The organism is Devosia sp. UYZn731 (assembly GCF_040546795.1).
Taxonomy (GTDB): Bacteria; Pseudomonadota; Alphaproteobacteria; order Rhizobiales; family Devosiaceae; genus Devosia.
In genome coordinates this window covers 50,822-75,927 of the sequence record NZ_JBEPOL010000001.1, presented here as the reverse complement: position 1 = coordinate 75,927, position 25,106 = coordinate 50,822, and the positions used below count along the sequence as shown (strand labels likewise).

The following is a 25,106-nucleotide window of genomic DNA, read 5'->3' as shown; positions in this document are numbered from 1 at the left end:
GGGGAACTCCCTATGGAGCAGCTATTACCGCGAGTGCGGCATTGCTTCTTGGTAGTGCCACCAGAAACGGCTGACAGGTCGCCCAACGTCGACGATCTGACATTCGGCACCGACGGCGTGGATGTGCTGATACGGCGCAGCAAGACCGACCAGAAGGGCGCCGGGCGAGGGCGGCAACTCTACCCACGGCATCCATCTTATGCCCGTGGAGGCGCTCCGGGACCGGCTGGAAGGGGCATAAAGTCGGGGCCGATCTTCCGTGCCGTCACTCGCAGCGGCCTAGTGGTCGCGAGCGCCACCATCGGGCACACCGTCGCCAATGTGGTGAGCGGTATGCCAAGCTGGCCGGGCTAGATGTCACCAGCTTCAGCTGTAACTCGTTGCGCGCTGGCTTTGTCAGGTCGGCCAAAGTCTACTCAAACAGTGCTATCAGTTCATCAGCATGCTGCACAAAGGCGCTGGGCGTAACGCAGAGCCAAAGGGCTGCGCTATCGCTACTCACAATACTTTCCTTGAAGGCGCGGGCCACTAGGTACGCAAATCGACCACGTCTCGACAACGGCGTTTCATTGCCGAGCGGGAAGTAGTCGAGTGTAAGGTTTTCCCGAGCTATCCAGTCTGCAGAAGCCTCCGGGACCTCGTTCCGGTGGACCCCTGAAACATCAATGCGTGTGGCATTCTTTATATGCCACGTAGCTGCGGTCCGACTAATCCCATAATAGTCCGTAACCCGGCGCAGGATTTCTGCCTTAGACCCGCCCTCATAGACTAGTAGTTTGACGCCTTCGACAGGCGCTAGGAAGGCAATTGCAAAGCCGTTCGCGCGGATCTCCACTGGATCAGCATGGCTTTCCGAGTCGGCTTCGATCCAATCGTAGTCGTCCACTCTAAGCTTGTTTAGGCGCCCATCAGGATCTCCTATGAGGTGCCCAAGTTCATGCGCGAGTGTCATACGCCGAACAAAGACGTTTTGATTGTGACCGTCCTCATTGACAACTATTCCGCGGTCGCTGGCATTGGCAATTGTTGCGCCAGCGAACCGTGTGCTCAGCTTCTCCTGGACCAAGGGGATGCCCAACTCGCTTTCCAAAAGGGTCCGCAGGCTTCGGATAGGCTCCGCACCGCTTATGCCAAAATACGACCTTGCTTGGGCGGCGAGTTCGTAACCTCTTTTGTAGGTGGGATAATTGTAGTTCGACGACAGTAAGGTTCCACTTTCTATATGAGGATTGCTGACAACCCCGAGCGCTCGAGCTAACTCGCGCTGTCTCTTCACGACCCATGCAGCTTCGGCCAGTTTGAGAACCGTGGTGGATGTAAATTGAAATGCATCCGCCGCCTGCATTTCACGCAGCCGGACGCCCAAGTCACGGTCTCCGCGACCTGCAGGTTCGTAGCCCACCACCCGCTCGTCGAGTGCTAAAACTACAGCTACTTTCGCTATATCTCTGACAGGAGATACTTCGCCCGGAGACTCAATTTTAGCCATCTTCGCTGGCGTTAATCCCGCAGCGCGGGCGACCTGCTGAGATGTCAGACCCAGATTTACTCTACGCTCACTGATCGTTTTAGCTGGCTCGTGCCTAGAGTCGCTAATCACGGCCGAGCCTTCTGTTGCTACCGCCAAAAGAATGTCCCAGCCGAAGGCGGCAAGCGCCTGTGATGCCGTAAGCACCAACCCTGTGGCACCGTCTCTCGGTTTTGCAAGCAAAACTTGGCTTCGTACAAACGTAGCGGCTGAGGTCTTCGCCCGCTCAAAAGGAGCGGTGCCTTGAGAACCTGGACCAAATACGAGGTCAAGCTGATCGTTCGGATAAGAGGCCATTAGGGTACCAACACCGGATTAGTGCCGAACGGCAGTGCGAAGAGAGTTTCATCATCAAAGCCACAGGACCAAACCACATATCCCGACGCTTTGAAAGCAATGGCTGCCGCTTTCAATTCGTCTGCGGATTTCGGACCATAACGGCCAGACCGGCCGTTCACTAGCACACTCTGGTTGTCAAGCATTACCAGCTCGCCGCCACAGTAAGCCAAATCACCCCCCGTGAGGTTGGTATGCTTAATCGAGCCTGTAGCGAGGGACTTGCCCCAATCCCCCGTCTCCTCAGCGTAGACAACATCCTCTTCCCGAACCACCCAAAGGTGCTTTTCCGAGGTGTTATCAATCTGTTCCACAATATCTTGGGATACACTGGCCCCCTCGACGAAGCCTCCGTCCTTCCAGTAAAGCAGCCCTTCAGCATCAGGCATTTGGATTAGCTCATCTGAATTTGCCGGCGGCCTCTGATAGGTGCGAGCCGGACCGAAGTTTTGCCGAAAATGGTCGAATGCTTTCTTGGTGCGCGTCATAGCTGGGAGATCACCAGATCCGTGCCTCGATTATTTTGTAGCTGGTTGGATATGAAAGAACTGTAGGCAACGGCAGTGATTTAGGTGAATTTGACCAATTTGTCACAACTGACCTAATTGGCATGCGCGGATATTGCATGCCGAGCGGTTCCCTACAAGCTCAACAAAAAGCCGATGGATAGCAGCGAGTGAGCGGGTTTAAAAGAACTCACCACTTCCAAAAAGGTCCGCACCCCATCAAGGTGAGCATCTTAGGCAAAGCCACCGACTTGCTATGGCGCACTGATAGCAAGGTCCAGGCCAAAGTGACGCTCGCCGAAGCGCAGGAGGCAGTACCGGATAATACGTTCCAGGCCGAGGAAGTTTGGCGCCAATGAAAGGATTTTGACGAACTCCACGTCAGACAATACCGGGGTGCCGAAAGGCACCTCCGAGTTCTCGGAAGATCGAGAAATCCACTGGCCAAACGACACTCCGGTATGAACGTACCTGCTCCGGAGGTCGTACGCGGCACCCAGTCTCTTGTCGATTGTTGCCTCGTTTAATCTGCCGTACTCAACAGTCGACTCTGAGCGTTCGAAGAAGCCGGGATCTAGCAACCCCCCGAGAGCAAGCTTAAACCGACGCTTTACCTGACGAAGGCGGCCGCGGAAGTAACGTGCCATTGCTCCCTCGTCGCCCATGGCTTCAGTTACCTGTTCCAGAGCCTTCTTCAGCTGCTCATCCAGTAGCTGGTCATCCGTCAAATCCACCGCACCGGCGAGGATTTCGCCAGCAGTGATCAGGTGCAGATAAGAAACTTCGGGGTTCGCTTCAAAATTGCCAATGGCGAGATAATAAAAAGCGCAGGCAGCATTAAATTTCACCAATAACGCAACATCTTTGTGTTGTCCGTGAAGAAGCGTGTGCAGGCGCTTCACCTCTGAAAGGTTTAAAGGAACGGGAATATCAGCCCGCACATGGTCACTGTTATGAGGGATGTTGAGACGGTGCGGCACGTTATATACGCCTATTTCCGGTATAGCGAAGCGACCGTGCGACTCAAGAATTCCCATGTTGTCGAAGCGCTTGCCGAAAAGGACCGCCATATATGCGCCTATATGATCTCCAACCTGGGTGTAGTCTGGCATGACGACGCCCGGCTTTTTCTGTGGTTCGTCTGCCAGAAATGAGATCACCACAGCGGTCCGCTTCGAAGCGCCTACCATAGAGGTCGAACTCATTCCCGCCCAAGCGTGATAAACGGCGATCTCGCCATCGTCATACTCGCCAACAAGGCGGCAAGTTGCAGAGATTAGCAGTCTATGAATTGTCGGATCTGGTCGCAAAGACAAAGCGAAAAACCTTGAAGCGTGTCAACCGGCCGGAAGTTAACACCGTCACAGCGTTCACGACAGGTTTGTATCGGCTCCCTCTTAGCGATTAACGTGAACGATAGAGCTTCCCGTCGAGGTGATTGTGTATGGCAGCGCCCAGCGTCGTACCTTGGGCCTCACAACTAGCCTGGCTGCCACAGGGCGCTGCAACCAGCGCTTCGGCTGCGGCACAATCGTGCGCGGCGGCCGTAGGTTTAGAATGGAATGGCGACCAGTTTTGAGATGGGCAACCCGGTGGGACGCGCTGCCGGAAAGCCTGGTTGATCGACAATTGTCTGTCCGCCTCATGGAGCAACTGTACAAACGCGATACCCGCTCCATCTATGCCGTCCGGCTCGTCGGACTTCAGATAGAAGGCGATTTGGGATTGAAGGATAATGTTTGAAACCGGCTAGATCCAAAAGGTCACAATCCCAACTCGTGTCTCCTTGAGGAGCTCGCGGGCTACATGAACGGGCGTCAGAACTTATACCGGCCTTTTGAACCAAAGTTCCGGACCCTAGTGACTGGGTCAGCGGTAATTCTCGAGTGTCGCGAAAGCCACGAAGCCAATTAGAAAGCTCGCGGCCAGTTCCTCTGAGCGAGAACTAATGTCAACTCTGAAAAATCCTCGAGTTGGGTTGTTTCAGTCATCGGTTACCCCGGGCGTTACCCCCAACTACGGTGGGCGCAACTAAATCCGCGGTAAGCGTTTGATTATATTGGTATGCCGGGAGGGGGTCGAACCCTCGACCATTCGATTAAAAGTCGAATGCTCTACCACTGAGCTACCGGCACGCACCAAATGCGGACGCCGTGGCGTCGCGGCGGAACATAGCGGCACAAGCTTGGCTGTCAACCGCAATTGCAGCGGCCTGAAGACTGTTTGGAAATTCTACGGCGGCGGCCAGCTGCCGCGGCTTTCTGTGGTTCCGGTGCTCACGTGCCAACGTACGTTGCGCTTCGGTTCTCGAAAACCACTGCATCCGACTCGCCAGAGCGAATTTCTGGACAGTCTTCTAAAAACTCAGCGGCGTGCCGCCATAGGGCATCGGCATGCAGGAGATCGATACCCGCTCCAGGCGCTTGCACAGGGCGGTTGCTTCCGTCATCCGGGTAATCGGTCCGACAACGATGCGCTTTTTGTCGCTGTCCTGCTGATCGACCAGCAATGGCGACAGGCCAATCAGCAGGGGCCCGAGCTTGTTCGACAGGTCATCCCAGGTCGCGGCGGCATTTTCGGCGGTGACGTTGGCGCCAACGGCGATGCCGAAGGCGGAGTCATTGGGGACAAACAATTTCGGGGTGCTGGCGACAGCGTCGGGCAGGGGTTGCGCCGGTATCACGGCGGGCAATTGCATCGGCTGCTGGCGGATCGCCACCGAACCGCCATCGGCCTCGTAGGTCACTGTATTGCCCGGATCGATCGACGCGGTCTCCGCCGTGAGGTCGATCTGGGCGGTATCGGGAATGGCCTCCAGCAGTTTGGGCAGGCTCACTTCCAGCGCGCCGACGCGTTGGGTCACGTCGTTGCCGGCTTCTTCCTGCAGCGAAAAGCGGTTCACCAAGGTATTGTTATCGCGGCGCAATCGGGCGGTTTCGTCATTGAGCTCAACCACGTCGCTGCGCAACTGATCGATGCTGGCGCCGGCCAGCCGCGACTTGTGCAGCCCCGACAGCATGCCCTGCGGCACCAATGCCGACACGTTGGCCCCGAACACCGCCATGGCCCCGCAGACCAGCGCCACGATGGCCCAGATGGTGACATCGGATTGCCGGAATTGTTCTGATGCTTTAGCCAATGTCCGCCCCCGGAAGCGTAGTCGAATCAAGTATTGCCGCTAGGATAACACTGCGCGAGGCGTTATCGCTTCGCCAACGCTTGCATGCCATAAATTTGTAGAATTACGCGGCCAATAGGGCGCTGTCCGGAGAGGCCTCATGACCCAGTTATTGTCCATCATTCTTGCTGCCGGCGAAGGCACCCGCATGAAATCGGCCATGCCCAAGGTCCTGCACGAAGTTGGCGGCATGCCGATCGTGGGTCATGTGGCGCGCGCGGCGCGGGCAGCCGGCTCCGACCAGATCGCATTGGTGACCGGGCCCGGACACGACGCAATTCGCCGGGCGGTAACCGCAATGCATCCCGACGTGGTGCATTTCGAGCAGACTATCGCCAAGGGCACGGCGCATGCTGCGTCCATGGCGCGCGAGCTGTTTGAAACAGCGGAAGGCTATGTTGCGGTCGTCTACGGCGATCATCCGCTGCTGCGCGGCGTCAATTTTCGCGCTGTCCTCGATCGGCTCGATGCCGGATTGGATGTGGCAATTCTGGGTTTTGAGCCGAAGGATCCGACCGGCTATGGCCGTCTTATTACCGATGGTGAAACGCTGCTGGCTATCCGCGAGCATAAGGACGCCACCGAGGACGAGCGGCGCATTCGCCTGTGCAACGCCTGCATTCTTGCATTCCGCGCCGAAGTGTTCCGCGATCTGATCGACAAGGTCGAATCCAACAACGCGCAGAACGAGTTCTACCTTGGCGATCTGGTGGAGCTGGCCAATGCGGCCGGCAAGAAAGTCGGCTGGGGCCTGGCGCCGGAAAATGACGTGATGGGCGTCAATGACCGCAGCCAGTTGGCGCGGGCCGAGGGGCTGTTCCAAGAGGTGCGCCGCGAGGACTTCATGAAGGCCGGCGTAACGCTGAAAGACCCCGGCAGCGTCTGGTTTTCCTACGACACTGAAATCGCCCGCGATGTGACCATCGAGCCAAATGTATACTTCGGGCCGGGCGTGACCATCGGCGAGGGCGCGGTGATCCATGCCTTCTCCCACATCGAAGGCGCCAGCATCGGGCCGCGCGCTTCGGTCGGGCCATTCGCGCGGCTGCGGCCGGAGGCCAAGCTGGGTGAAGGTGCCAAGGTGGGAAATTTCGTCGAGATCAAGAAGGCCGATATCGGCAAAGGAGCCAAGGTAAGCCATTTGACCTATATCGGCGACGCCACAATAGGCGAAGAGGTCAATATCGGGGCCGGCGTAATCACGGTAAATTACGACGGCTACAACAAGCATCGTACGGTGGTGGGCGACCATGCTTTTATCGGCTCTAACAGCGCGCTGGTGGCACCGGTGACGGTGGGCGAAGGCGCGTTGGTGAGCGCCGGCAGCGTCATCACCGAGGACGTTCCTGCCGATGCGCTGGCGCTCGGTCGCAGCCGCCAGACCAACAAGCCGGGACGTGCCAAGACCATTTTTGAGCGCGCAGCAGCACTCAAGAAGTCCAAGGGGAAATAGCCATGTGCGGTATCGTAGGCATCGTCGGCAGCGCGCCGGTTGCTCCCCGTTTGGTGGACGCGCTCAGGCGGCTTGAATATCGCGGCTATGACAGCGCGGGGGTGGCGACGCTGGAAGGTGGGGCGATCACCCGCCGCCGAGCGGAAGGCAAACTGGGCAACCTGGCCCAGAAGCTCAGCTTCGAGCCGCTCGACGGCAATGTCGGCATTGGCCACACGCGTTGGGCCACCCACGGCGCGCCGACCGAGGCCAATGCCCATCCGCATGCCACCGACCGCGTGGCGGTCGTGCACAACGGCATCATTGAGAATTTCCGCGAACTGCTGGCCGATCTCGCCAAGGACGGCTACCTGCCCAAGACCCAGACCGATACGGAATCGGTCGCTTTGTGGGTGAGCCGCGAGCTGGCTAACGGTGCCGACCCCGAACTGGCCGTCGCCCGCACGCTCAAGCAGTTGAAGGGCGCCTTCGCGCTGGCCTTTCTGTTCAAGGGCGAAGAAAGCCTGCTGATTGCGGCTCGGAGCGGTGCGCCGCTGGCTATCGGCTACGGCATGACGGAAATGTATCTCGGCTCCGACGCCATGGCGCTAGCGCCGTTTACCTCGCGCCTGACCTATCTCGAAGACGGCGACTGGGCGGTGATCACCCCGCAGGGCGTCACCATCCGCGACGGCAAGGACGCCATCGTGCAGCGAGAGCAGCAGGTGTCTCAGGCCTCGGCACTGATGGTGGACAAAGGCAATTATCGCCACTTCATGGCCAAGGAAATCTACGAGCAGCCGGAGACCATCTCGCATACGCTGAGCCATTATGTGGACATGGGCGCGGAGCGGGTGGCGATCCGCGAGACTTTGCCGTTCAATTTCGCCGATCTGACCCGGCTGACCATCAGCGCCTGCGGCACGGCATACTTCGCCGGTGCAGTGGCAAAATACTGGTTCGAGCGCTATGCGCGGCTACCGGTGGACATCGATGTGGCCTCCGAATTCCGCTATCGCGAGCCGCCGCTGGAGAAGGGCGGGCTATCGCTGTTCATCTCTCAGTCGGGCGAAACGGCCGATACGCTGGCGGCACTGCGCTATTGCGCCAGCCAGGGGCAGCATATTGCGTCGCTGGTCAACACCCAGGAATCCACCATTGCGCGGGAGTCCAGCGTGGTGTTTCCCATTCTGTGTGGCCCGGAGATTGGCGTCGCCTCCACCAAGGCGCTGACGGCGCAACTGACGGCGCTGGCCAGCCTCGCCATCGCCGCCGGGCGCGCGCGTGGCGTGTTAAACGCCGAACAGGAAGCCGAACACGTCCGCGCACTGACCAGCCTGCCAGCGGCTGTTTCGTCAGCCCTCGCTGGGGAAGCGCAGATCGTGGAAATCGCCAAGCGGCTGTCGCGCGCCAAGGACGTGCTGTATCTGGGACGCGGGCCTATGTTCCCGATCGCCATGGAAGGTGCGCTGAAACTCAAGGAAATCAGTTACATCCACGCCGAAGGCTATGCGGCAGGCGAACTCAAGCACGGCCCGATTGCGCTGGTGGACGAGGACATGCCGGTCATCGTCGTGGCGCCATCGGATGAGCTGGTCGACAAGACCATGTCCAACATGCAGGAAGTGGCCGCGCGCGGCGGCAAGATCATCCTCATCACCGATGCCGAGGGCGCCAAGACCGTGGGCGAGGGCGTGGCAGATATCATCCTCATCCCCCGCGTCTCTAGTTTCGTCGCGCCGATCCTGGCGACGGTTCCGGTGCAATTGCTGGCCTATCATACAGCCGTGTTCATGGGCACGGACGTGGATCAACCGAGGAATTTGGCGAAGTCGGTGACGGTGGAATAAGGGATCCTTCGTCGATCACGGCATTTCCTCAACCGCGGTTCTTCCCGCGGACTTGATCCGCGGGCCCTTCGCCGCTTGTGCCGTGCTGATAGTGGCCCGCGGATCAAGTCCGCGGGAAGGGACGGTGGGTGTTGGCGGTTCAGCGGTCGCGCCGATCACCCCGCCCGCAGCAGCGGGATCGCGAGGTCCTTGCGGAATAGGTACAGCAGAGTTTGCAGGGCCTCCCCGTCGGTGCCTGTCAGGCTCGGGTTGGCGGCAAACACAGCCTTGGCATCGTCATGGGCGTAGTCGAGCAGGTGGCGGTGCACGTCGGGGACGGCGAGGCGATAGCCGGGCATGCCGGATTGGCGTGTGCCGAGCACGTCGCCTTGGCCGCGCAGTTCCAGGTCGCGTTCGGCGATTTCGAAACCGTCTTCGGTGCCTTTGATGGTTTCGAGGCGGGCCTTGGCGGTTTCGCTGAGAGGGTCTTTGTAGAGCAGCAGACAGGCAGAGCGTTGCGCACCGCGCCCGACGCGGCCACGAAGCTGGTGGAGCTGGGCGAGGCCAAAGCGTTCGGCGTGCTCAATAATCATGATCGAGGCATTGGGCACGTCGACGCCGACTTCGATGACAGTTGTGGCCACCAGCAGTTTGACCTCGTTGGCGGAGAACCGCTGCATGGTCTCCTGCTTGGCGGCGGCACTCATGCGGCCGTGGATCAGGGCGACTTGATCGCCGAAGACTTTGCGCAGTTCGGCAAAACGGTCCTCTGCGGAGACGACGTCGAGATGCTCGCTTTCCTCAACCAGCGGGCAGACCCAGAAGGCTTGGGCACCTTCCTCGATGCGCGCCCTGAGGCGCTGGATGACGCGGGGATAGTCGCCGATGGAAAGTACGGCGGTATCGATCGGTTGCCGCCCCTTGGGCTTTTCGCGCAGGACGCTGACTTCCATATCGCCGAAATGGGTGAGGACGAGCGTCCGCGGGATCGGGGTCGCGGTCATAACCAGCAGATCGGTGTGGCGGCCTTTGTCCGAGAGGGCGAGGCGCTGGTGCACGCCAAAGCGGTGCTGTTCGTCCACGACGGTGAGGCCAAGGTCCTTGAACTCGACGCCGGTCTGGAACAGCGCATGGGTGCCGACGGCGATGGTGATTTCGCCACTGGCGAGCCCGGCGAGGATTGGACGTCGCTCGGCGGCGGGCATCTTGCCGGTCAGCAGGACACAGCCTAGACCGGCGGCGTCGCAGAGCGGCTTCAGAGTTTTGAAATGCTGGGAGGCCAAGAGCTCGGTCGGTGCCATCATCGCTGACTGGGCGCCGCTTTCAGCCATGGCAGCCATGGCCATGAGCGCAACGACAGTCTTGCCGGCGCCCACATCGCCCTGCAACAGGCGGGACATGCGGTCACTTGAGGCGAGATCGTTGCGGATTTCGGCGATGGCCTCTACTTGCCCGGCGGTCAGTGCGAAGGGCAGCGTGCTTAGAACGCGGCCGGTGATCTCGCCGGTAAACGTGCGGGCGATGCCACGCGCGGCCACCATCGTGGAGCGGACAATCTGCAAGGTCAGCTGGCCGGCGAGGTATTCGTCATAAGCCAGCCGCATGCGGGCAGGGGCCCACAATTCGGCCTCGGCCGGATTGGTAGGCGTGTGGACCGAGCGCATTGCATTGCCGAAAGTGGGCCAATTGAAATGACTTAGCGTCGCGGGCGGAATCCATTCGGGAAGTTCGGGGAGCGTCTCGATGATCTGCCGAGTCAGCTTGGTCAGCGCCTTGGAACTGAGGCCCTGCGTCAGCGGATAGACCGGCTCGACCAGCGGCAGGGTGGCGAATTTGTCGACCTCCACCACGTAGTCGGGATGGGTGATCTGCTTTTCGCCGTTGAAGAAATCGATCTTGCCGGAGACGTAGCGCTGCTCCCCGACGGGCAGGGCCTTTTCTACCCAGCCGCCCTGAGCGCGGAAGAAGACCAGTTGCATCTCGCCGGTTTCATCGTGGGCGAACACGCGATGCGGCACCTGCGGCTTGCCGCGAGGCGGCGGCTGGTGGCGGTCGATATGCAGCAGCAGGGTGACGACCTGCCCGAGATAGGCCTCCGCGATGCCGACCTGGCGGCTGCGATCCACCACGCCAGACGGCATGTGCATCAGGACATCGAGCGCGATGGCTTCCTGGCCCTCGGGCGCGCCGAAAAAGCGCGTCAGCAGCGCGGCAAGCTGCGGCCCCACGCCTTTGATCGACTGGAGGGAACGGAACAATGGATCGAGGGTTGACGGACGCGACACGATTCGGACGATCTCCTTGCCCCGCCAGCCTATCTGGCCGAGCACGGCTGACAAAGGCCGCCAATGACGATAAAGAGAGCGCGCAAATCAACCTCCGCGGGATCATGGCGTCGATGACAGCCGGTGAAGACATTGCTATTCGCCGCAAGATGCTGCGCTACCGCGCCTGGCATCGCGGAACGCTGGAGATGGACCGCGTGCTCGGCCCCTTCGCCGACGCTCATATCAATGCGCTGAGCGAGCCCGATCTCGACCGGCTCGAATCGGTGATGAGCGAGGAAGACCCGGCCTTGCTGAAGTGGGTGATGCGGCAGGAAGTGCCGCCACAGACTGTGGATGCCGAGTTTCTCGACCGCATCATTGCCGACCACTCCGCGCGGATGAGCAAATGAACGAGGCCGCCCCGATCCATCCACCGCGTATGATTGGCAGTGTTCCCGATGGCATGCAGCCGCTGGCGCTGTCGCGGCTGGTCGAGCAGCGGCTGGCGGCTGCGCCTGACGATGCGGCAAGCATCGTGTTCGTGGCGCGCGATGGGCGGCGGTTGCAGCGGATGGCGGAAATCCTGGCGCAGATGTTGCCGGGCCATACGATATTGACGCTGCCGGCGTGGGATTGCCTGCCGTATGATCGCGTTTCGCCCAACAATGTCACCATCGCCGCGCGGATGAATACGCTGGCGGCGCTGACGCAGAGCGGGACCAAGGGCGCCGTGGTGCTGACGGCGGTCAATGCGTTGATCCAGAAGCTGCCGCCGCGCGATGTGGTCGAGGGTATGTCGTTTTCGGCGGCAATCGGCCGGGTGGTCGATAGCGAAAAGCTGATCGGCTGGGCGGCGAATAACGGCTATCTGCGGGTTCCGACAGTGCGGGAATCTGGGGAGTATGCGGTGCGCGGCGGGCTGGTGGATCTGTTCCCGGCCAGCGCGGATTTCCCGCTGCGCTTCGATTTCTTCGGCAGCCAGCTCGAGTCCATTCGAACATTCGATCCGGATACCCAGCGCACTAATGGCACGCTCAAGCGCATCGACCTGACGCCGATGAGCGAAGTGGTGCTGAACGAAGACACCATTCGCCGTTTCCGCCAGAACTATACCAAGACCTTTGGCGGCAACACGGCTGACGACACGCTTTATGCCACCATCAGCGGCGGCTCGCGCTATTCCGGCACCGAGCACTGGCTGCCGTTCTTCTACGAACATCTCGATAGCTTGGCCGATTATGTCGGCGACGCGCCGTTTGTGTTCGACGATCAGGCGGCCGAGGCTTTTGCCGACCGGCAGGGCCAGATCAAGGACTATTACGAAGCCCGCGAACACGCGCGGCTGAGCCCGCAGGTGGCTGGCGCCGGGGCGCCGTACAAGCCGGTGGCGCCGGGCCTGCTCTACGCGGTCGACCGGCATCCGTACACGCTGGCCGGCGCATCCGTGTTGCAACTGTCGCCATATCAATCGCCCAATGCCAAGGCGAGCGACGACATGGGCGGGCGCATCGCGCCCAGCTTTGCCGCTGAGCGGCAGGCCACCGACGTCAATCTGTTCACAGCGGTCGTCGAGCGGTTGATGGCTGAGCGCAAGGCTGGGCGGCGGACCATCGTCGCCTGCTGGAGCCTGGGCACGCGCGACCGCATGGCGCAGGTGCTCAAGGACCACGGCTTGACCAATCCGCGCATGGCGGAAAACTGGCGCGATGCCGAGACGACGAGCGCCGCGACCACGTCGCTGGTCGTGCTGGCGCTGGAAAGCGGCTTCGAGACCAAGGACCTGCTGGTCCTGTCCGAACAGGATATTCTCGGCGAGCGCATCCTGCGGCCGCAGCGCAAGCGCAAGGCCAGCGACGCACTGACCGAGGCGGCCAGCCTCAACGCCGGCGACCTGGTGGTGCATGTCGATCACGGTATCGGCCGCTTCCTCGGGCTCAAGGTGATCGAGGCCGGCGGCGCGCCGCACGAATGCGCCGAACTGCAATATGCCGGCGATACCAAGCTGTATCTGCCGGTCGAAAATATCGAGCTGCTGTCGCGCTATGGCTCGGACGATAGCAATACCGCGCTCGACAAGCTCGGTGGCGTCGCCTGGCAGGCCAAGAAGGGCAAGCTCAAGAAGCGCATCCGCGAGATGGCGGAGCAGCTCATCAAGATCGCTGCCGCGCGCCTGTTGATGCGCACCGATCCGGTGGAACTGGCGCCGGGCGCCTACGACGAATTTGCCGCTCGTTTCCCCTACGAGGAAACCGAGGACCAGCTTGCCGCCATCGATTCGATTTTCGAGGACCTGACCACAGGCAAGGTCATGGACCGCCTGGTCTGCGGCGACGTCGGCTTCGGTAAGACCGAGGTGGCGCTGCGCGCGGCGTTCCTTGTCGCCATGTCGGGCAAGCAGGTGGCCATCGTGGTGCCGACAACGCTACTAGCGCGGCAGCACTTCAAGACCTTCCGCGACCGCTTCGCCGGCTTGCCGGTCAATGTGCGCCATGCCTCCCGGCTGGTTTCGGCGGCGGAGCTCAAAGCCACCAAGGAAGGCTTGGCCGATGGGCAGGTTGATATCGTGGTGGGCACGCATGCGCTGCTGAGCAAGACCATCAAGTTCCGCGATCTGGGCCTGCTGGTGATCGACGAGGAACAGCACTTCGGCGTTGGCCACAAGGAGCGCCTCAAAGAGCTCAAGGCCAATGTGCATGTGCTGACGCTGACGGCGACGCCGATTCCGCGGACGTTGCAGATGGCGCTGACCGGCGTGCGTGACCTCTCGCTTCTGGCAACGCCGCCCGTGGATCGTCTCGCCATCCGCACCTTTATTTCGCCGTTCGATCCGCTGTCGATCCGCGAGGCGTTGCTGCGCGAAAAGTATCGTGGCGGGCAATCGTTCTATGTGGTGCCGCGTATCAAGGATCAGCCGGATATTGCCGAGTTCTTGAGGGTGCAGGTCCCCGAAGTATCGTTCGTAGTCGCCAATGGTCAGATGCCGCCGGGCCAGCTCGACGACATCATGAACACCTTCTACGACAACAAGTTCGACGTGTTGGTGGCCACCACGATCGTCGAATCGGGTCTCGATATTCCAAATGCCAATACGCTGATCGTGCATCGCGCCGACAATTTCGGGCTGGCGCAGCTCTATCAGATCCGTGGCCGGATCGGGCGAGCCAAGGCACGCGCCTACGCGCTGTTCACCGTCCCACCCGACAGAAAATTGACCGACACGGCCGAGCGGCGTCTAGGCGTGCTGCAGTCGCTGGAAACGCTCGGGGCAGGGTTCCAACTCGCCAGTCACGACCTTGATATTCGTGGGGCCGGCAACCTGCTCGGCGACGAACAGTCCGGCCATATCCGCGAAGTCGGCTACGAACTCTACCAGTCGATGCTGGAAGAGGCTGTCGCCAATCTCAAGAATGGCGATGAAGACTACGAAGACAAGAACGAGTGGAGCCCACAGATTTCGCTCGGCATGCCGGTGATGATTCCCGAGCATTACGTGCCCGATTTGCAGTTGCGCATGCAGCTTTATCGCCGTCTTGGCGACCTGCAAGACATTCGCGAGATCGACTCGGCCGGTGCCGAACTCATCGACCGCTTCGGGCCGATGCCCGAGGAAGTCGAGGCCCTGCTCAAGGTCATCCTGGTCAAGGCGCTGTGCCGCCAGGCCAATGTGGAGAAGGTCGATGCCGGCCCCAAGGGCGTCGTCATCAGCCTGCGCAACAACGAGTTCCCCAATCCCGGTGCGCTGGTGCGGATGGTGTCAGATCCGGCCAACCAGGTGCGCATCAAGCCCGACCAGAAGCTGGTTTTTGCCCGCAACTGGCCGACGCCGGACGACCGACTCAAGGGAGCCGCAGCGATTCTGTCGCGGCTGGCCAAGCTCGCAGAAACCGCCAATGCCTGATTATCGCCTTGGTGATCTGTTTAGTGAGGCTTGCCGGAACGACATCGGCCCCATAATGCTTTGGCAAGACCGTACTGTCATGTTATTGCCCGAATTCAGCACTTGAAGGACAGTTCTATTCGAGGTGGCGAAGCGACCACCGGGACTGCCAAGGAAGCCAAGGAAATTCTATGATCTTCAGGAAACCTCTCGTCGCCGGATTTGCGGTGGCCGCGCTCATGCTGTCCTCCGTCGCGACTTACGCCCAGGATGCTACGCCTCCCGCGCCGGCCCCTGCTACCGAAGCGCCGGCACCCGCAGCTCCTGCCGCAACCGATACGCCTGCGGCTCCCGCTGCAGGCGCTGCCGCCACCCCAGCCGCTGGCGCGACCGCGCAGAACTGGCTCAAGGTTTGCGATCCGCTGCCCGATGGCAAGCAGGCCTGCATCATGCGCCAGGTGATCCTGGCGAATGGCCAGTTCCTCGGCTCGTTCCTGCTGCGTGACGATCCGGGCCAGGAGAGCCGTTTGCTCGCCGTTGCGGCTGTTCCCCTCGGCGTGCTGCTGCCATTCGGCCTGACTTGGCAGATCGACGGCGCCAAGCCGATCCGCGTCCCCTTCATGCTGTGCGACCCCACGTCATGCGCCACCCAGCTCGTGATCAACGAAGCCTATGTCAATTCGCTCAAGAAGGGCGGCACGCTCAAGCTGACCGCGAAGAATCGCCAGAACCAGGACCTGACCATCGAGATCACCCTGGCCGGCTTCACCTCGGCATATGATGGCCCGGCTGCGTTGACCTTCGACGAATTCCAGAAGGAAACCAGTGGTTCCAACGCGCTTGAGCAGGTGCTGCAGGATCGTGCCGAACAGTTGCGCAAGCAGCTCGATGAAGGCGCGACGCCGCCAGCCAATGGCACGACGCCCGCCCCCGCTGCAACTCCGGCTACGCCGGCACCCGCTGCGCCGTAATCAGGCTCGACGTATCTGGATTGGGGAAGGGCGCCTTGGGCGCCCTTTTCTTTTGGGCGCTCCGCCGTTCATTTCGCTCTCGTCACGCTTTTGATCGCGGGCCACTGTCCACCTGCGCCATGCTGATAGCGGCCCGCGGATCAAGCCCGCGGGAAAGACGGTGGGGTGACCATTCCGCGGTCAGCACTTGCGCCTAACGCGAACCCATACCGACGGCAAAGGCCTGCTTGCGCAAAGCGGGCAGCAGCTTGAGTGCCCATAGGCCGCCGGCGCGCAGGGCCTGCGCGGGTAGCATATCGGCGAGCAGCGAGCGGAACAGCGTATCCACCATGCCGCCGGTGCGACTCAAGTCGTCGGCGCGACGGCGGGCGTAATCCTCGCTCAGGCGCACCGCCCAATCGGGCTCGGCGCGGTCGATAGTCGCCAGCGCCCCTGATAGGTCAGCGACGTCGCGCAGACCCAGATTGAGCCCCTGCGCACCGATGGGTGGGAACGCATGGGCCGCTTCGCCAACGAGCACCACGCCATTGGCGCCCGCGTGGTCGACCGTAATGGTGCTGAGCGGAAAAATGTGGGTCGGCGTCGCCAGGGCGATGGCACCAAACAGGCGTTGGGACTTTTCCAACAACAGCGCGGTCAACGCGTCCTTGCTCAAGGCCTGGGCCTGCTTGAGCACCTCGCGCTCATCGATCCAGACCAGATTGGTGCGTTTACCGCCCGCGGGCACGAACGTGAACGGCCCATTGGGATAGTGGAATTCCACCGAGGCACCGTCCAGGCCACGGCCTAGTTCCAGATCGCAAACCAGGGCGGCCTGGGTGAAGCCGTTCTCGCGGGCGCGAAAGCCGGCAGCAGCGCGCACCAGCGACTTCTTGCCGTCGGCGCCGACCACAAGGGGCGCATGGAGATGGCCGCCATCGGCGAGGGTGATCTTGGGACCATCAGCGCTTAGTTCGAATTGGGTCAATGGCTGAGCGACCGTCCGCAGATTGGGGAGCGCTTCAATGCTGGCCTGGAAAGCCTCGGTCAGCCGAACATTGGCAAAATTCCAGCCGAAGGCATCAAGCCCGGCCTCCTTGGCATCGAACACCGTCTCGGGCGCACGTAACAGGCGAGAGGTCGCGTCGATGATGCGGATTTGACTCAGCTTTTGTCCGAACGCCTCGGGCGCGCCGATCAGGCCGGCGGACTGCAAATATTCGACGCTCGGCATCATCAGCGCCGATGTGCGCCGATCCGGCGGGCCGGGCGGGGCGAGATGGATGGTCGACAGTCCGGCCTTGGCGACGGCGATCGCAGCAGCCAGACCAGCGAGGCCCCCGCCGACGACAATGGCATCTGCGTCCATCATTGTGCCTCCGCCAGACGACGGGCGTCGCCGCTCGGAACGATGGCGCTGCCGGCATAGGAGCCAACAAACAGCGCGACGAGGAAAATCCACAGATTGTCCGGCAGGAAGGCGATCAGCGAGATCGCCGGTCCCGGGCAAATGCCCGACATGCCCCAGCCGATACCGAACAGTGCCGCGCCGGCGATCAGGCGGCCGTCGATGCGCTTGTATTCCGGCTCGTGGAACGCGGTGTCGAACAGCGGCGCCGACCGGCCCTTGCCGATGCGGACGGCGATGAACATGACGACAATGGCGGGCACGATGACGAAGGCCAGGCTTGGGTCCCAGCCGCCGCTCGGAATGGCGGTGAAATCAAGAAAGCGCAGCACCTTGAGGGGATCGACCATCTGCGACACGTAAAGGCCGGCGCCGAACAGAGCGCCGCTAACGGCAGCCGTGGCAAGATAGGGCAGTTTCAGCACGGCCATCAGACCACTCCCGTCAGGGTTACGGTGATGATGGCAACGCCGAAGAACACCAGCACCGCCACCAGCGAGCGCAGGGACAGCCGCGCCAACCCGCAAACACCGTGGCCGGATGTGCAGCCATTGCCGATTTTTGTGCCGACGCCGACTAAAAGGCCTGCCATTGCCAGCCAGATCGGCGTTGGAATGCCCCAGGCCGGCGGGGCCTCCACGAGCTTGGCCGGGATATCTCCACCCACGCCGAGGCCAGGCAGCAATTTGGCGGCGGCGAAGGTCGCCGTAACCAGCGCCACGAGGAAAACCAGCCGCCACACCACAGTCTGCGCAGGCGGCAGCAATTGGCCGAAAATGCCGGCAATGCCCGCGATACGGCCATTGCCCAGCCACAGAACTGCTGCGGCGAGGCCAATCAACGAGCCGCCGATGGCAGCGGAGAGCGGCGAAAACGATTCCATGAAATTCCTCGGAACACGCGCGACTTGCGCAGAGTCTAGCATCCGATCTGCGCCCAAACCAGCAAACGAGCGACCGGTTTGTGCTGCCCGAACCCGCGACAAAGGAACGCTATGCGAAAAACAGCGCTTCCCCGGCTTTCTTGTATGGATGACACACCCTAGATATAGCCATCGCCTGACTCACCCATGGAGCCCGACAATGTACGAACTTTTGGCCGATCCGAACACCTGGATCGCCTTTGCTACGCTGACTGTGATGGAAATCGTTCTCGGCATCGACAACATTGTCTTCATCTCCGTGCTGGTGTCGCGCCTACCCAAAGAGCAGGCCGACAAGGCCCGCCGGCTGGGTCTTGCGCTGGCGCTGATCTTCCGTATCGCGCTGCTGCTGGTCATTTCCTGGATCATCAGCCTGACCCAGCCTGCAGTCTCCGCCTTTGGCTTCGATCTGTCCTGGAAGGACTTGATCCTGATCGCCGGTGGCGCCTTCCTCGTCTACAAGGCGACCCACGAAATGCATGCGGAACTCGAAGAGCCGCATGAAAGCGAAATGGCCCAGAAGGCTGGCGCCGTATTTGCCGCCATCATTGGCCAGATCATCATCATCGACATGGTGTTCTCCATCGACTCGATCGTCACCGCCGTCGGCATGGCCGACCGCGTCGAAGTGATGATCGCCGCGGTGATCGTCGCCGTCGGCGTGATGTTTGTCGCCTCTGGCCCTGTGGCCAAATTCGTCGCCGACCACCCGACCACCAAGATGCTGGCGCTGGCCTTCCTCTTGCTGATCGGCGTGTCGCTGGTCGCCGATGGCCTCGGGTTCCACATTCCCAAGGGCTATATCTACTCGGCGATGGCCTTCTCGGTGCTGGTCGAAGCCATCAACATCATCGCCAAGCAGCGCAAGAACCGCGCCAATCCGCAACGGCTGACCGCTGCCGCGACGGTGCCGGGGAGCCATGTGACCGCTCGCGAGATCGAGGCGGCAGTGAAGCCGAAGCCCAAGGCCACGCCCGCCACCCGCGCGCAGTCGCGGCCCAAATCGGCACCCCGCAAGCCGCGGACGCCCAAGCCATGAACCGGGCCTTGGTCGTTCGCCAGCCGGGCGGTCCGGAGGCCATGCAGTGGGAGGAGTGGCCGTTGGCCGCTCCTGGCGAAGGCCAGATCGCCGTTCGCCAGACTGCGGTCGGCGTCAATTTCATCGATACCTACCAGCGCTCTGGCCTTTATCCCGTGCCCACGCCCTTCGTGGCTGGCAATGAGGGCGCCGGCGTCGTCACAGCCGTGGGCGCCGGCGTCACAATGTTCAAGCCGGGTGACCGGGTCGCGTATCAGGGGCAGGTCGGCGCCTACGCGCAGGAACGGCTGCTGGTTGCCGAGCGGGTCGTCGCCATTCCCGAGGGCGTCAGCGAAGAAACCGCCGCAGCGGTTATGCTGAAGGGCCTGACGGCGTACTATCTACTATTCAAGACGTGGGCAGTGCAGCCGGGCGAAACCATTCTCTGGCATGCTGCAGCAGGTGGCGTCGGCCAGATCGCCACGCAATGGGCCAAGGCCCTCGGCGCGCGGGTCATCGCCACCGTAGGCAGTGCCGAGAAAGCCGCGCTCGCCGAGCAGAACGGCTGCGACGCCGTGATCAATTACAATACCGAGGACTTCGCGGCCCGGGTACGCGAGCTGACTGGGGGCAAGGGTGTCGATGTCGTCTATGACGGCGTGGGCAAGGCGACGTTCGACAAGTCGCTGGATTGCCTGCGCCAACGCGGGCTGATGGTCAGCTTCGGCAATGCCTCGGGCGTCGTCGCTATCCCCGATGTGACGGTGCTGTCGCGCAAGGGCTCGCTCTACCTGACGCGGCCGACCACGGCACACTATGTCTCGCGGCGCGAGGATTTGCTCGAAGGGGCAGGGGCTCTGTTCAGTGCAATCGCGCGTGGGGACATCAAGGTGTCGATCAGCCAGACCTTCCCGCTGGCCGAGGCGGCCAAGGCTCATGAGGCCCTGGCCTCGCGCGGTACGACCGGCTCGATACTGCTGTTGCCCTAACCGGCTCTGGACAGCTTTGGCGCCAGTCGCTAAACGAAACGCGCTGGGCAGGTGGCAGAGCGGTTGATTGCTCCGGTCTTGAAAACCGGCGAACGTGAAAGCGTTCCGGGGGTTCGAATCCCTCCCTGCCCGCCATCTCTGCTGAACCCTGAAAGCCGCTTGACTCCTGTTGGCCAAAAGACCCATGTCGGCAGGCACTTAGGGAGCAAGACGACCATGATCAGCCGCATTCTTTCCGACAATCAGCGCAGCGCCTTTTTCGCAATTGGTCTGGTGCTGATGGCGCCTGTTGCCGTTGCGGCGCAGGAGGCCGAAACGCTGGCACCGTCCACGGTCGTGATAACGACAGCAGACGGCACCGCAACGAATTATCAGGTCACCGACGTATCGGTCTATCTGTCGTTGAATCCGGCTTACGATGATGTACCCGCTTCCACCAGCCTGTCCTTGTCCCTGACCACCATCACGCCCGTGGATGCTTCACTGCTGCAGTGGGCGGCCCAGACCAAGCCGGACAGCAAGGAACTGCGCAGCGTGAAGGTTACGACCACCGTCACCAATCCCGATGGGAAGCAGAGTGACCTGGTTTATGAACTGACCGACGCCCATGTCGGTTCGGTATCGGCGACCAATTCCATCTTGGCTGCACCCAGCGTTTCGCTCACGCTCGAGGCCACCAAACTGCAGATCAATGGCGTGACGATGAACTAATCGAGCCGTAGCGCGGGGCAGGAGCGGCGATGTCCGCTCCTGCGGCCTTGAAGCCGGGCGCATTGGTTGTTAGGTCTGCGCTTCCAATCCATCGCCCCAGGACCTTGCCCGTGAGCAGACGTGATTTCGATGCCTCCAGAATGCGGCGCATGCGCCGAATAGCCGGGCGGCATGGGCTGACCATCCTGACGGCCGAAAAACTGACATCGAAAATGGGCAAGGGCGGCCACGCCATCCGCGACGACGAAAGCTTCAAGGTGATCTTCGGCGACAGCCCGTTGCCGTTCACCGCTACGCTAAACGATGTCGAGGCGTACCTGGACAAGACGTATGGCGATGAGGATGCGGGCGAAGAGTAAGCCTTGCTGACCTGTCGCGCAATCGGGACAGTTTGGCGGAACGGAACAATCCATTATTTGTTCTGTAACAAGAATCGCAGCACACTGTGGGTGTAGGAGACTGTTTGGGAATTCTACTCTGTCGGCCATCTGCCGCGGTTTGCTGCGCTTCCGGCGCTCACGTACCAAGCGTGCGCTGTGCTCCGGTTCTCGAAACCACGGCCTCTGACCCGTCAGAGCGAATTGCTAAATCGTCTCCCAGGCAGTTAGGAGGCGCAACTTGTTCACTCTGATTAACGCCGACGCCGATGACGACGCAGAAATCACCGATCCCCAGGAAATCGCAGAGCTGTTCGCTGCCATTGCCGCTGTCGCCATCGAGGCGATCGGCGCCGGGCAAGCCAGGCAGTTGTTCGACGCCGTCGTCGAACAGGATGGCAAAGACCCCAATTAGGCTGGGTTGACGCGTCGTGAACCGTCGGCTGCGGTGGCGATAGGTCCGCAGCCGGGGTGGAAATTGCGGACACGGTGATCGCCGTGCAGTTTGTGTCGCTGTACTCTTGCAGCGTCCCAAAGATGCCGAGCGGGGCAGTCCAATGATCTTCACGACCAATGAAACTGCGCCGATGCTGCCGACGCTCATGTCGCTGGGTGATGGGGCCTTGCTGGTGCGGTTCGGCACTACGCTCTCCGAGGCGGCCAACAGCGCGGCCATCGCCTTTGTGAGAAGCCTGGCCGAATTGCCCTTGGCCGGAATCGTGGAAACTGTTCCCAATCTAGTATCGGTGTTGCTGCGCTATAATCCGCGCATGGTGCAACTGGAGCAATTGAGCGGCGAATTGCGCTTGCGGCTCTATGCGCGCGACAACGCGACGCTGCCGCCTGCGACTCACCACACCATTGCTGTCACGTTTGGCGGTGAAGCCGGCCCCGACCTCGAGGCCGTGGCTGCGGTGCTGCAGTTGACGCCAGCGGCTTTCGTGGGTGCGCATAACGCGTCCGCACTGCGGGTCCTTGCCACCGGGTTCGCGCCGGGATTCGTGTATTGCGGGTTCCACCCCCCTGAACTGCACTTGCCGCGCCGCGCCGACGTGCGCGCCGCAGTTCCGGCAGGAAGCGTGCTATTCGCGGCCGGACAAACCGCCATCGCCGCCACTGCGATTCCCACCGGCTGGCATGTCATCGGCAGCACCACATTCCGTAATTTCGATCCCCGGGCGACCCCGCCAACCCAGATGCGACCTGGCGACACGATAAGATTCGAGCCCGCATCATGAGCGCGAGCTTGCGTATCACGCGCGTCGGGCCGCTGACGACGATCCAGGATGCCGGGCGCTTTGGCATGCTGGCGCATGGCATCAGCGCCTCGGGGCCGATGGATCAAGCGGCTTACAATCTGGCGGGGCGGCTTGCCGCGGCGCCGCCGGGGGCAATTGAGATCACAACGGCCGGTCTGGATTTCAGCGTCGAAACCGGTCCATGCGTCATGGGCTTTGCCGGCGGCGCCTTTACCGTGCGGCGCAATGGCAAGCCCGTTGAATGGCCGGGCACACTAGCGCTGGACGCCGGGGACACCATCTCGGTCAGTCCGGGCGCGAATGGCAATTATGGCTATCTGCGGTTTGACAGCCGCATCGATGTGCCTGCCGTTATGGGCAGCATCGCCACCAATAGCCGCGCCCGGCTTGGCGGGCTGGAGGGCAGGGCGCTCGTTGCCGGTGACCGCATCGGCCTGATCGATGGATACGCGCCGGAGCTGTCTTCCGCAGCGCCCCCCATCGCGGAGGGGCCGATCCGCGTCATCTGGGGACTTCATGCCGATCTGTTCCCGACAGCGCGGGACCGTTTCGTCTCCACGCCGTTCAGAATTTCCTCGCGGCTGGATCGCATGGGTGTTCGTCTGGAGGACCCCGCGGGTGTCTTTGCTGACAGCGCGATTCTATCGCTGGTGTCCGATGCCGTCCTTCCCGGCGATATCCAGATTCTCGGCGACGGCACGCCGATCGTACTGATGCGCGATCACCAGCCCACCGGCGGCTATCCGCGTATTGCCACCATCATCACGGCCGATCTGGACCGGTTCGCGCAGTTGCGACCGGGTAGCGCAGTTGCTTTTACCAGCGTGAGCGTGAACCATGCGCATCACTTGTTGCGGGGCTTGCGGCCATGACGTCGATCGATTTGAACGCCGACCTGGGCGAAGGCACTGGCACGGACGATGATCTGCTACAGATCGTCTCCAGCGCCTCGATCGCCTGCGGCGGTCATGCGGGCGATGCACCAACCATCCGCCACATCCTCAAGGTCTGCAAGGCGCGCGGCGTGCGGGCCGGCGCGCATCCCGGCTATGCCGATCCCAAGCGCTTCGGCCGCTTTCGCGTGGTGATGCCGCTCGATCAATTGCTCGGGCAAATCCGCTCGCAACTGTTCCTGGTCCGCTTCATTGCCGACGAGGTGGGCGTGCCGCTGGCCTATGTGAAGCTGCATGGTGCGCTGGCCAACCAGACCGCTGAGGAACTGGCCTTCGCAGTCGGAATTTTCGCCACCATCCAGGCGATGGACCCGCATGTCGCAGTGCTGGCGCTCGACAACAGCCAGCAGGTGCGGGCGGCCAAAGCGGTGGGCATGCCATTGATCCGCGAGGCCTATGCAGATCGCGCCTACACGCCCGAGGGGCTGCTGGTGCCGCGTGGCCAGCCCGGCGCGGTGCTGCACGACACCGACATGATGATCGAGCGCTGCCTGCGGCTGGCGAAGGACGGCGAGATCGTGGCGATGGACGGTTCGGTGTTCAAATCCACCGCCCGCTCGATTTGCCTGCATGGTGATACGCCGGGCGCAGTCGACCTGGCGCGCGACATCCGCGATGCACTGGAGGGCGACGGGATCACCATCGCGGCCGACGCGCCTGAACTGCCGGTCTGAAACTCAATCATGCCCCGGGTCGGGGATGTTGAGAATATGCCCGCATGCCTTGCAGTGCACGGCATCCGGATCGTGCTTTAGCAATCCGCATTGCGGGCAGGGGAAATGCACCTTGTTGGGCCGGAAGATCGACTGCGCCAGCCGTACGAACAGCGAAATGCCGATAATCATGATCACGATCGAGGCCAGTTTGCCCCAGGTGCCGGGCAGGGTGATGTCACCAAAGCCCGTCGTGGTGACTGTCGCCACGGTAAAATAGAGCGCGTCGACATAGCCGGCGATGCCGTCGCTGCGGTTGGCGAAGGCCGTGTAAACAAAGCCAGTGACGATGAACAGGAAGACCAGCAGGTTGATGACGGCCTGGATCGTGTCCTGGTAGCCGCCCAATCCGTGCTTCTTGAGCGGGCGCCAGATATTGGCACTGCGCGACAGTGTCCATAGCCGCAGGATGCGCAGGAAGCCGAGATTGAAGAACAAAGTTGGCGCCAGCAGCGTCAACAGGATGAAAATATCGATGATGACCGGCAATTGCCGCAGCCAGCGCAGGATATCGGTCGAGGCCAGCGCGCGCGCCCCGAAATCGAGCAACAACAATCCCGCGATCGAATAGTCGATCCACAGGAAAGCAGGATTATCGCGCAGCAATGGCGTGACCACGAAAAAGGCGATGATCGCCAGATCGACGATCAACACTGCAAACTGGAAGCGCTGCGCCTTGGGGGACGGGCTGTGATAAAACAGGCGAAGGGTCGAGCGGAGGCGGGCGAAGCGGCCGGCCGGCGGCGTGCTCTGTTCAGTTTTATTGACCATCGCGGCCCGGCAACTCCCTATGCACGCACGCTCAACGGCTTGCTTGCTTGGCTGTTCCGGCGCACAACATGCTGGCCGTTCG

General features: G+C 61.7%; 23 protein-coding genes and 2 tRNA genes. 15 read left to right on the top strand and 10 right to left on the bottom strand.

The genetic code is table 11. The features are described 5' to 3' along the window. The first annotated feature begins 48 nt into the window (after nucleotides 1–48). A complete protein-coding gene (locus tag ABIB57_RS00335) occupies nucleotides 49–354 on the top strand; it encodes a site-specific integrase (protein WP_354037874.1) in 306 nt (101 codons plus the stop codon). Nucleotides 355–412: 58 nt separating this feature from the next. On the opposite strand, the gene ABIB57_RS00330 is transcribed toward ABIB57_RS00335, so the two are convergent. The 5 genes from ABIB57_RS00330 to ABIB57_RS00310 form a co-directional block, all read right to left on the bottom strand. Beyond that, nucleotides 413–1,825: an ImmA/IrrE family metallo-endopeptidase gene (locus ABIB57_RS00330; protein WP_354037873.1), complete on the bottom strand. Its 1,413-nt coding sequence runs from the start codon at nucleotides 1,823–1,825 to the stop codon at nucleotides 413–415. Further along, entirely contained in the window at nucleotides 1,825–2,352 is a 528-nt protein-coding gene (locus ABIB57_RS00325) for a hypothetical protein (RefSeq protein ID WP_354037872.1), read from the bottom strand. The genes ABIB57_RS00330 and ABIB57_RS00325 overlap by 1 nt, the downstream gene beginning before the upstream one ends. A gap of 272 nt (nucleotides 2,353–2,624) precedes the next feature. Next, nucleotides 2,625–3,530 carry a hypothetical protein gene (locus ABIB57_RS00320; protein WP_354037871.1) on the bottom strand — a complete coding sequence of 302 codons (906 nt, stop codon included), beginning with the start codon at nucleotides 3,528–3,530 and terminating at the stop codon, nucleotides 2,625–2,627. 900 nt (nucleotides 3,531–4,430) lie between these two features. Next, a tRNA-Lys gene (locus ABIB57_RS00315) sits at nucleotides 4,431–4,505 on the bottom strand. A gap of 221 nt (nucleotides 4,506–4,726) precedes the next feature. Further along, complete coding sequence (locus ABIB57_RS00310) at nucleotides 4,727–5,509, bottom strand: SPOR domain-containing protein (protein ID WP_354037870.1); 783 nt, start codon at nucleotides 5,507–5,509, stop codon at nucleotides 4,727–4,729. A gap of 139 nt (nucleotides 5,510–5,648) precedes the next feature. Between ABIB57_RS00310 and glmU the strand changes: the two genes are divergently transcribed. Then, nucleotides 5,649–7,001, top strand: a complete 1,353-nt coding sequence (gene glmU, locus ABIB57_RS00305; protein WP_354037869.1) for a bifunctional UDP-N-acetylglucosamine diphosphorylase/glucosamine-1-phosphate N-acetyltransferase GlmU — start codon at nucleotides 5,649–5,651, stop codon at nucleotides 6,999–7,001. A gap of 2 nt (nucleotides 7,002–7,003) precedes the next feature. Continuing rightward, the gene (gene glmS / locus ABIB57_RS00300) at nucleotides 7,004–8,830 is read left to right on the top strand and encodes a glutamine--fructose-6-phosphate transaminase (isomerizing) (RefSeq protein WP_354037868.1); all 1,827 of its coding nucleotides are present in this window, start codon (nucleotides 7,004–7,006) and stop codon (nucleotides 8,828–8,830) included. Between the two features lie 155 nt (nucleotides 8,831–8,985). On the opposite strand, the gene recG is transcribed toward glmS, so the two are convergent. Then, on the bottom strand, nucleotides 8,986–11,094 hold the full coding sequence (gene recG / locus ABIB57_RS00295; RefSeq protein WP_354037867.1) for an ATP-dependent DNA helicase RecG: 2,109 nt from the start codon (nucleotides 11,092–11,094) through the stop codon (nucleotides 8,986–8,988). A 104-nt stretch (nucleotides 11,095–11,198) separates the two neighbouring features. On the opposite strand from recG, the gene ABIB57_RS00290 reads away from it, so the two are divergent. From ABIB57_RS00290 to ABIB57_RS00280, 3 genes are all read left to right on the top strand, one after another. Next, complete coding sequence (locus ABIB57_RS00290) at nucleotides 11,199–11,486, top strand: FAD assembly factor SdhE (RefSeq protein ID WP_354037866.1); 288 nt, start codon at nucleotides 11,199–11,201, stop codon at nucleotides 11,484–11,486. Next, nucleotides 11,483–14,974, top strand: a complete 3,492-nt coding sequence (mfd, locus tag ABIB57_RS00285) for a transcription-repair coupling factor (RefSeq protein ID WP_354037865.1) — start codon at nucleotides 11,483–11,485, stop codon at nucleotides 14,972–14,974. The genes ABIB57_RS00290 and mfd overlap by 4 nt, the downstream gene beginning before the upstream one ends. Before the next feature lie 170 nt (nucleotides 14,975–15,144). Continuing rightward, entirely contained in the window at nucleotides 15,145–15,924 is a 780-nt protein-coding gene (locus tag ABIB57_RS00280; protein ID WP_354037864.1) for an invasion associated locus B family protein, read from the top strand. Between the two features lie 193 nt (nucleotides 15,925–16,117). Here ABIB57_RS00280 and ABIB57_RS00275 read toward each other — a convergent pair whose 3' ends face one another. Genes ABIB57_RS00275 through ABIB57_RS00265 form a run of 3 tightly spaced genes read right to left on the bottom strand, consistent with a single transcriptional unit; the run spans nucleotide 16,118 to nucleotide 18,194 of the window. Next, nucleotides 16,118–17,275, bottom strand: a complete 1,158-nt coding sequence (locus ABIB57_RS00275) for an FAD-dependent monooxygenase (RefSeq protein WP_354037863.1) — start codon at nucleotides 17,273–17,275, stop codon at nucleotides 16,118–16,120. Next, entirely contained in the window at nucleotides 17,272–17,742 is a 471-nt protein-coding gene (locus ABIB57_RS00270) for a DUF6691 family protein (RefSeq protein WP_354037862.1), read from the bottom strand. Before ABIB57_RS00270 ends, ABIB57_RS00275 begins: the two co-directional genes overlap by 4 nt. Next, a complete protein-coding gene (locus tag ABIB57_RS00265) occupies nucleotides 17,742–18,194 on the bottom strand; it encodes a YeeE/YedE family protein (RefSeq protein ID WP_354037861.1) in 453 nt (150 codons plus the stop codon). Before ABIB57_RS00265 ends, ABIB57_RS00270 begins: the two co-directional genes overlap by 1 nt. Before the next feature lie 199 nt (nucleotides 18,195–18,393). Here ABIB57_RS00265 and ABIB57_RS00260 point away from each other — a divergent pair, with 199 nt between their 5' ends. From ABIB57_RS00260 to ABIB57_RS00220, 9 genes are all read left to right on the top strand, one after another. Further along, the gene (locus ABIB57_RS00260) at nucleotides 18,394–19,272 is read left to right on the top strand and encodes a TerC family protein (protein WP_354037859.1); all 879 of its coding nucleotides are present in this window, start codon (nucleotides 18,394–18,396) and stop codon (nucleotides 19,270–19,272) included. Further along, entirely contained in the window at nucleotides 19,269–20,240 is a 972-nt protein-coding gene (locus tag ABIB57_RS00255; protein ID WP_354037858.1) for a quinone oxidoreductase family protein, read from the top strand. Before ABIB57_RS00260 ends, ABIB57_RS00255 begins: the two co-directional genes overlap by 4 nt. Nucleotides 20,241–20,285: 45 nt before the next feature. Next, nucleotides 20,286–20,375: transfer RNA gene (locus ABIB57_RS00250), tRNA-Ser, on the top strand. 81 nt (nucleotides 20,376–20,456) lie between these two features. Beyond that, nucleotides 20,457–20,951 carry a hypothetical protein gene (locus ABIB57_RS00245; protein WP_354037857.1) on the top strand — a complete coding sequence of 165 codons (495 nt, stop codon included), beginning with the start codon at nucleotides 20,457–20,459 and terminating at the stop codon, nucleotides 20,949–20,951. 110 nt (nucleotides 20,952–21,061) lie between these two features. Further along, nucleotides 21,062–21,310 (top strand): hypothetical protein, encoded by a 249-nt coding sequence (locus ABIB57_RS00240; protein ID WP_354037856.1) that lies wholly within the window; start codon nucleotides 21,062–21,064, stop codon nucleotides 21,308–21,310. A gap of 259 nt (nucleotides 21,311–21,569) precedes the next feature. Next, the gene (locus ABIB57_RS00235) at nucleotides 21,570–21,743 is read left to right on the top strand and encodes a hypothetical protein (protein WP_299730375.1); all 174 of its coding nucleotides are present in this window, start codon (nucleotides 21,570–21,572) and stop codon (nucleotides 21,741–21,743) included. Nucleotides 21,744–21,885: 142 nt separating this feature from the next. After that, nucleotides 21,886–22,566 carry a 5-oxoprolinase subunit B family protein gene (locus ABIB57_RS00230; RefSeq protein ID WP_354037855.1) on the top strand — a complete coding sequence of 227 codons (681 nt, stop codon included), beginning with the start codon at nucleotides 21,886–21,888 and terminating at the stop codon, nucleotides 22,564–22,566. Continuing rightward, complete coding sequence (locus ABIB57_RS00225; protein ID WP_354037854.1) at nucleotides 22,563–23,459, top strand: 5-oxoprolinase subunit C family protein; 897 nt, start codon at nucleotides 22,563–22,565, stop codon at nucleotides 23,457–23,459. Before ABIB57_RS00230 ends, ABIB57_RS00225 begins: the two co-directional genes overlap by 4 nt. Then, nucleotides 23,456–24,214 (top strand): 5-oxoprolinase subunit PxpA, encoded by a 759-nt coding sequence (locus ABIB57_RS00220; protein WP_354037853.1) that lies wholly within the window; start codon nucleotides 23,456–23,458, stop codon nucleotides 24,212–24,214. Before ABIB57_RS00225 ends, ABIB57_RS00220 begins: the two co-directional genes overlap by 4 nt. 3 nt (nucleotides 24,215–24,217) lie before the next feature. Here the strand turns inward: ABIB57_RS00220 and ABIB57_RS00215 are convergent, their stop codons facing one another. Further along, a complete protein-coding gene (locus tag ABIB57_RS00215; protein ID WP_354037852.1) occupies nucleotides 24,218–25,024 on the bottom strand; it encodes a potassium channel family protein in 807 nt (268 codons plus the stop codon). Nucleotides 25,025–25,106: the final 82 nt, after the last annotated feature.

Bases quoted from the DNA above. Each gene is read 5' to 3' on its own strand.
- ABIB57_RS00220 (WP_354037853.1), top strand. From the start codon at position 23,456: ATGACGTCGATCGATTTGAACGCCGACCTGGGCGAAGGCACTGGCACG.
- ABIB57_RS00260 (WP_354037859.1), top strand. From the start codon at position 18,394: ATGTACGAACTTTTGGCCGATCCGAACACCTGGATCGCCTTTGCTACG.
- ABIB57_RS00245 (WP_354037857.1), top strand. From the start codon at position 20,457: ATGATCAGCCGCATTCTTTCCGACAATCAGCGCAGCGCCTTTTTCGCA.
- ABIB57_RS00270 (WP_354037862.1), bottom strand. From the start codon at position 17,742: ATGGCCGTGCTGAAACTGCCCTATCTTGCCACGGCTGCCGTTAGCGGC.
- ABIB57_RS00275 (WP_354037863.1), bottom strand. From the start codon at position 17,275: ATGATGGACGCAGATGCCATTGTCGTCGGCGGGGGCCTCGCTGGTCTG.
- ABIB57_RS00330 (WP_354037873.1), bottom strand. From the start codon at position 1,825: ATGGCCTCTTATCCGAACGATCAGCTTGACCTCGTATTTGGTCCAGGT.
- ABIB57_RS00215 (WP_354037852.1), bottom strand. From the start codon at position 25,024: ATGGTCAATAAAACTGAACAGAGCACGCCGCCGGCCGGCCGCTTCGCC.
- ABIB57_RS00280 (WP_354037864.1), top strand. From the start codon at position 15,145: ATGATCTTCAGGAAACCTCTCGTCGCCGGATTTGCGGTGGCCGCGCTC.
- mfd (WP_354037865.1), top strand. From the start codon at position 11,483: ATGAACGAGGCCGCCCCGATCCATCCACCGCGTATGATTGGCAGTGTT.
- glmS (WP_354037868.1), top strand. From the start codon at position 7,004: ATGTGCGGTATCGTAGGCATCGTCGGCAGCGCGCCGGTTGCTCCCCGT.
- ABIB57_RS00225 (WP_354037854.1), top strand. From the start codon at position 22,563: ATGAGCGCGAGCTTGCGTATCACGCGCGTCGGGCCGCTGACGACGATC.
- ABIB57_RS00325 (WP_354037872.1), bottom strand. From the start codon at position 2,352: ATGACGCGCACCAAGAAAGCATTCGACCATTTTCGGCAAAACTTCGGT.
- ABIB57_RS00290 (WP_354037866.1), top strand. From the start codon at position 11,199: ATGGCGTCGATGACAGCCGGTGAAGACATTGCTATTCGCCGCAAGATG.
- ABIB57_RS00230 (WP_354037855.1), top strand. From the start codon at position 21,886: ATGATCTTCACGACCAATGAAACTGCGCCGATGCTGCCGACGCTCATG.
- glmU (WP_354037869.1), top strand. From the start codon at position 5,649: ATGACCCAGTTATTGTCCATCATTCTTGCTGCCGGCGAAGGCACCCGC.
- ABIB57_RS00265 (WP_354037861.1), bottom strand. From the start codon at position 18,194: ATGGAATCGTTTTCGCCGCTCTCCGCTGCCATCGGCGGCTCGTTGATT.
- ABIB57_RS00255 (WP_354037858.1), top strand. From the start codon at position 19,269: ATGAACCGGGCCTTGGTCGTTCGCCAGCCGGGCGGTCCGGAGGCCATG.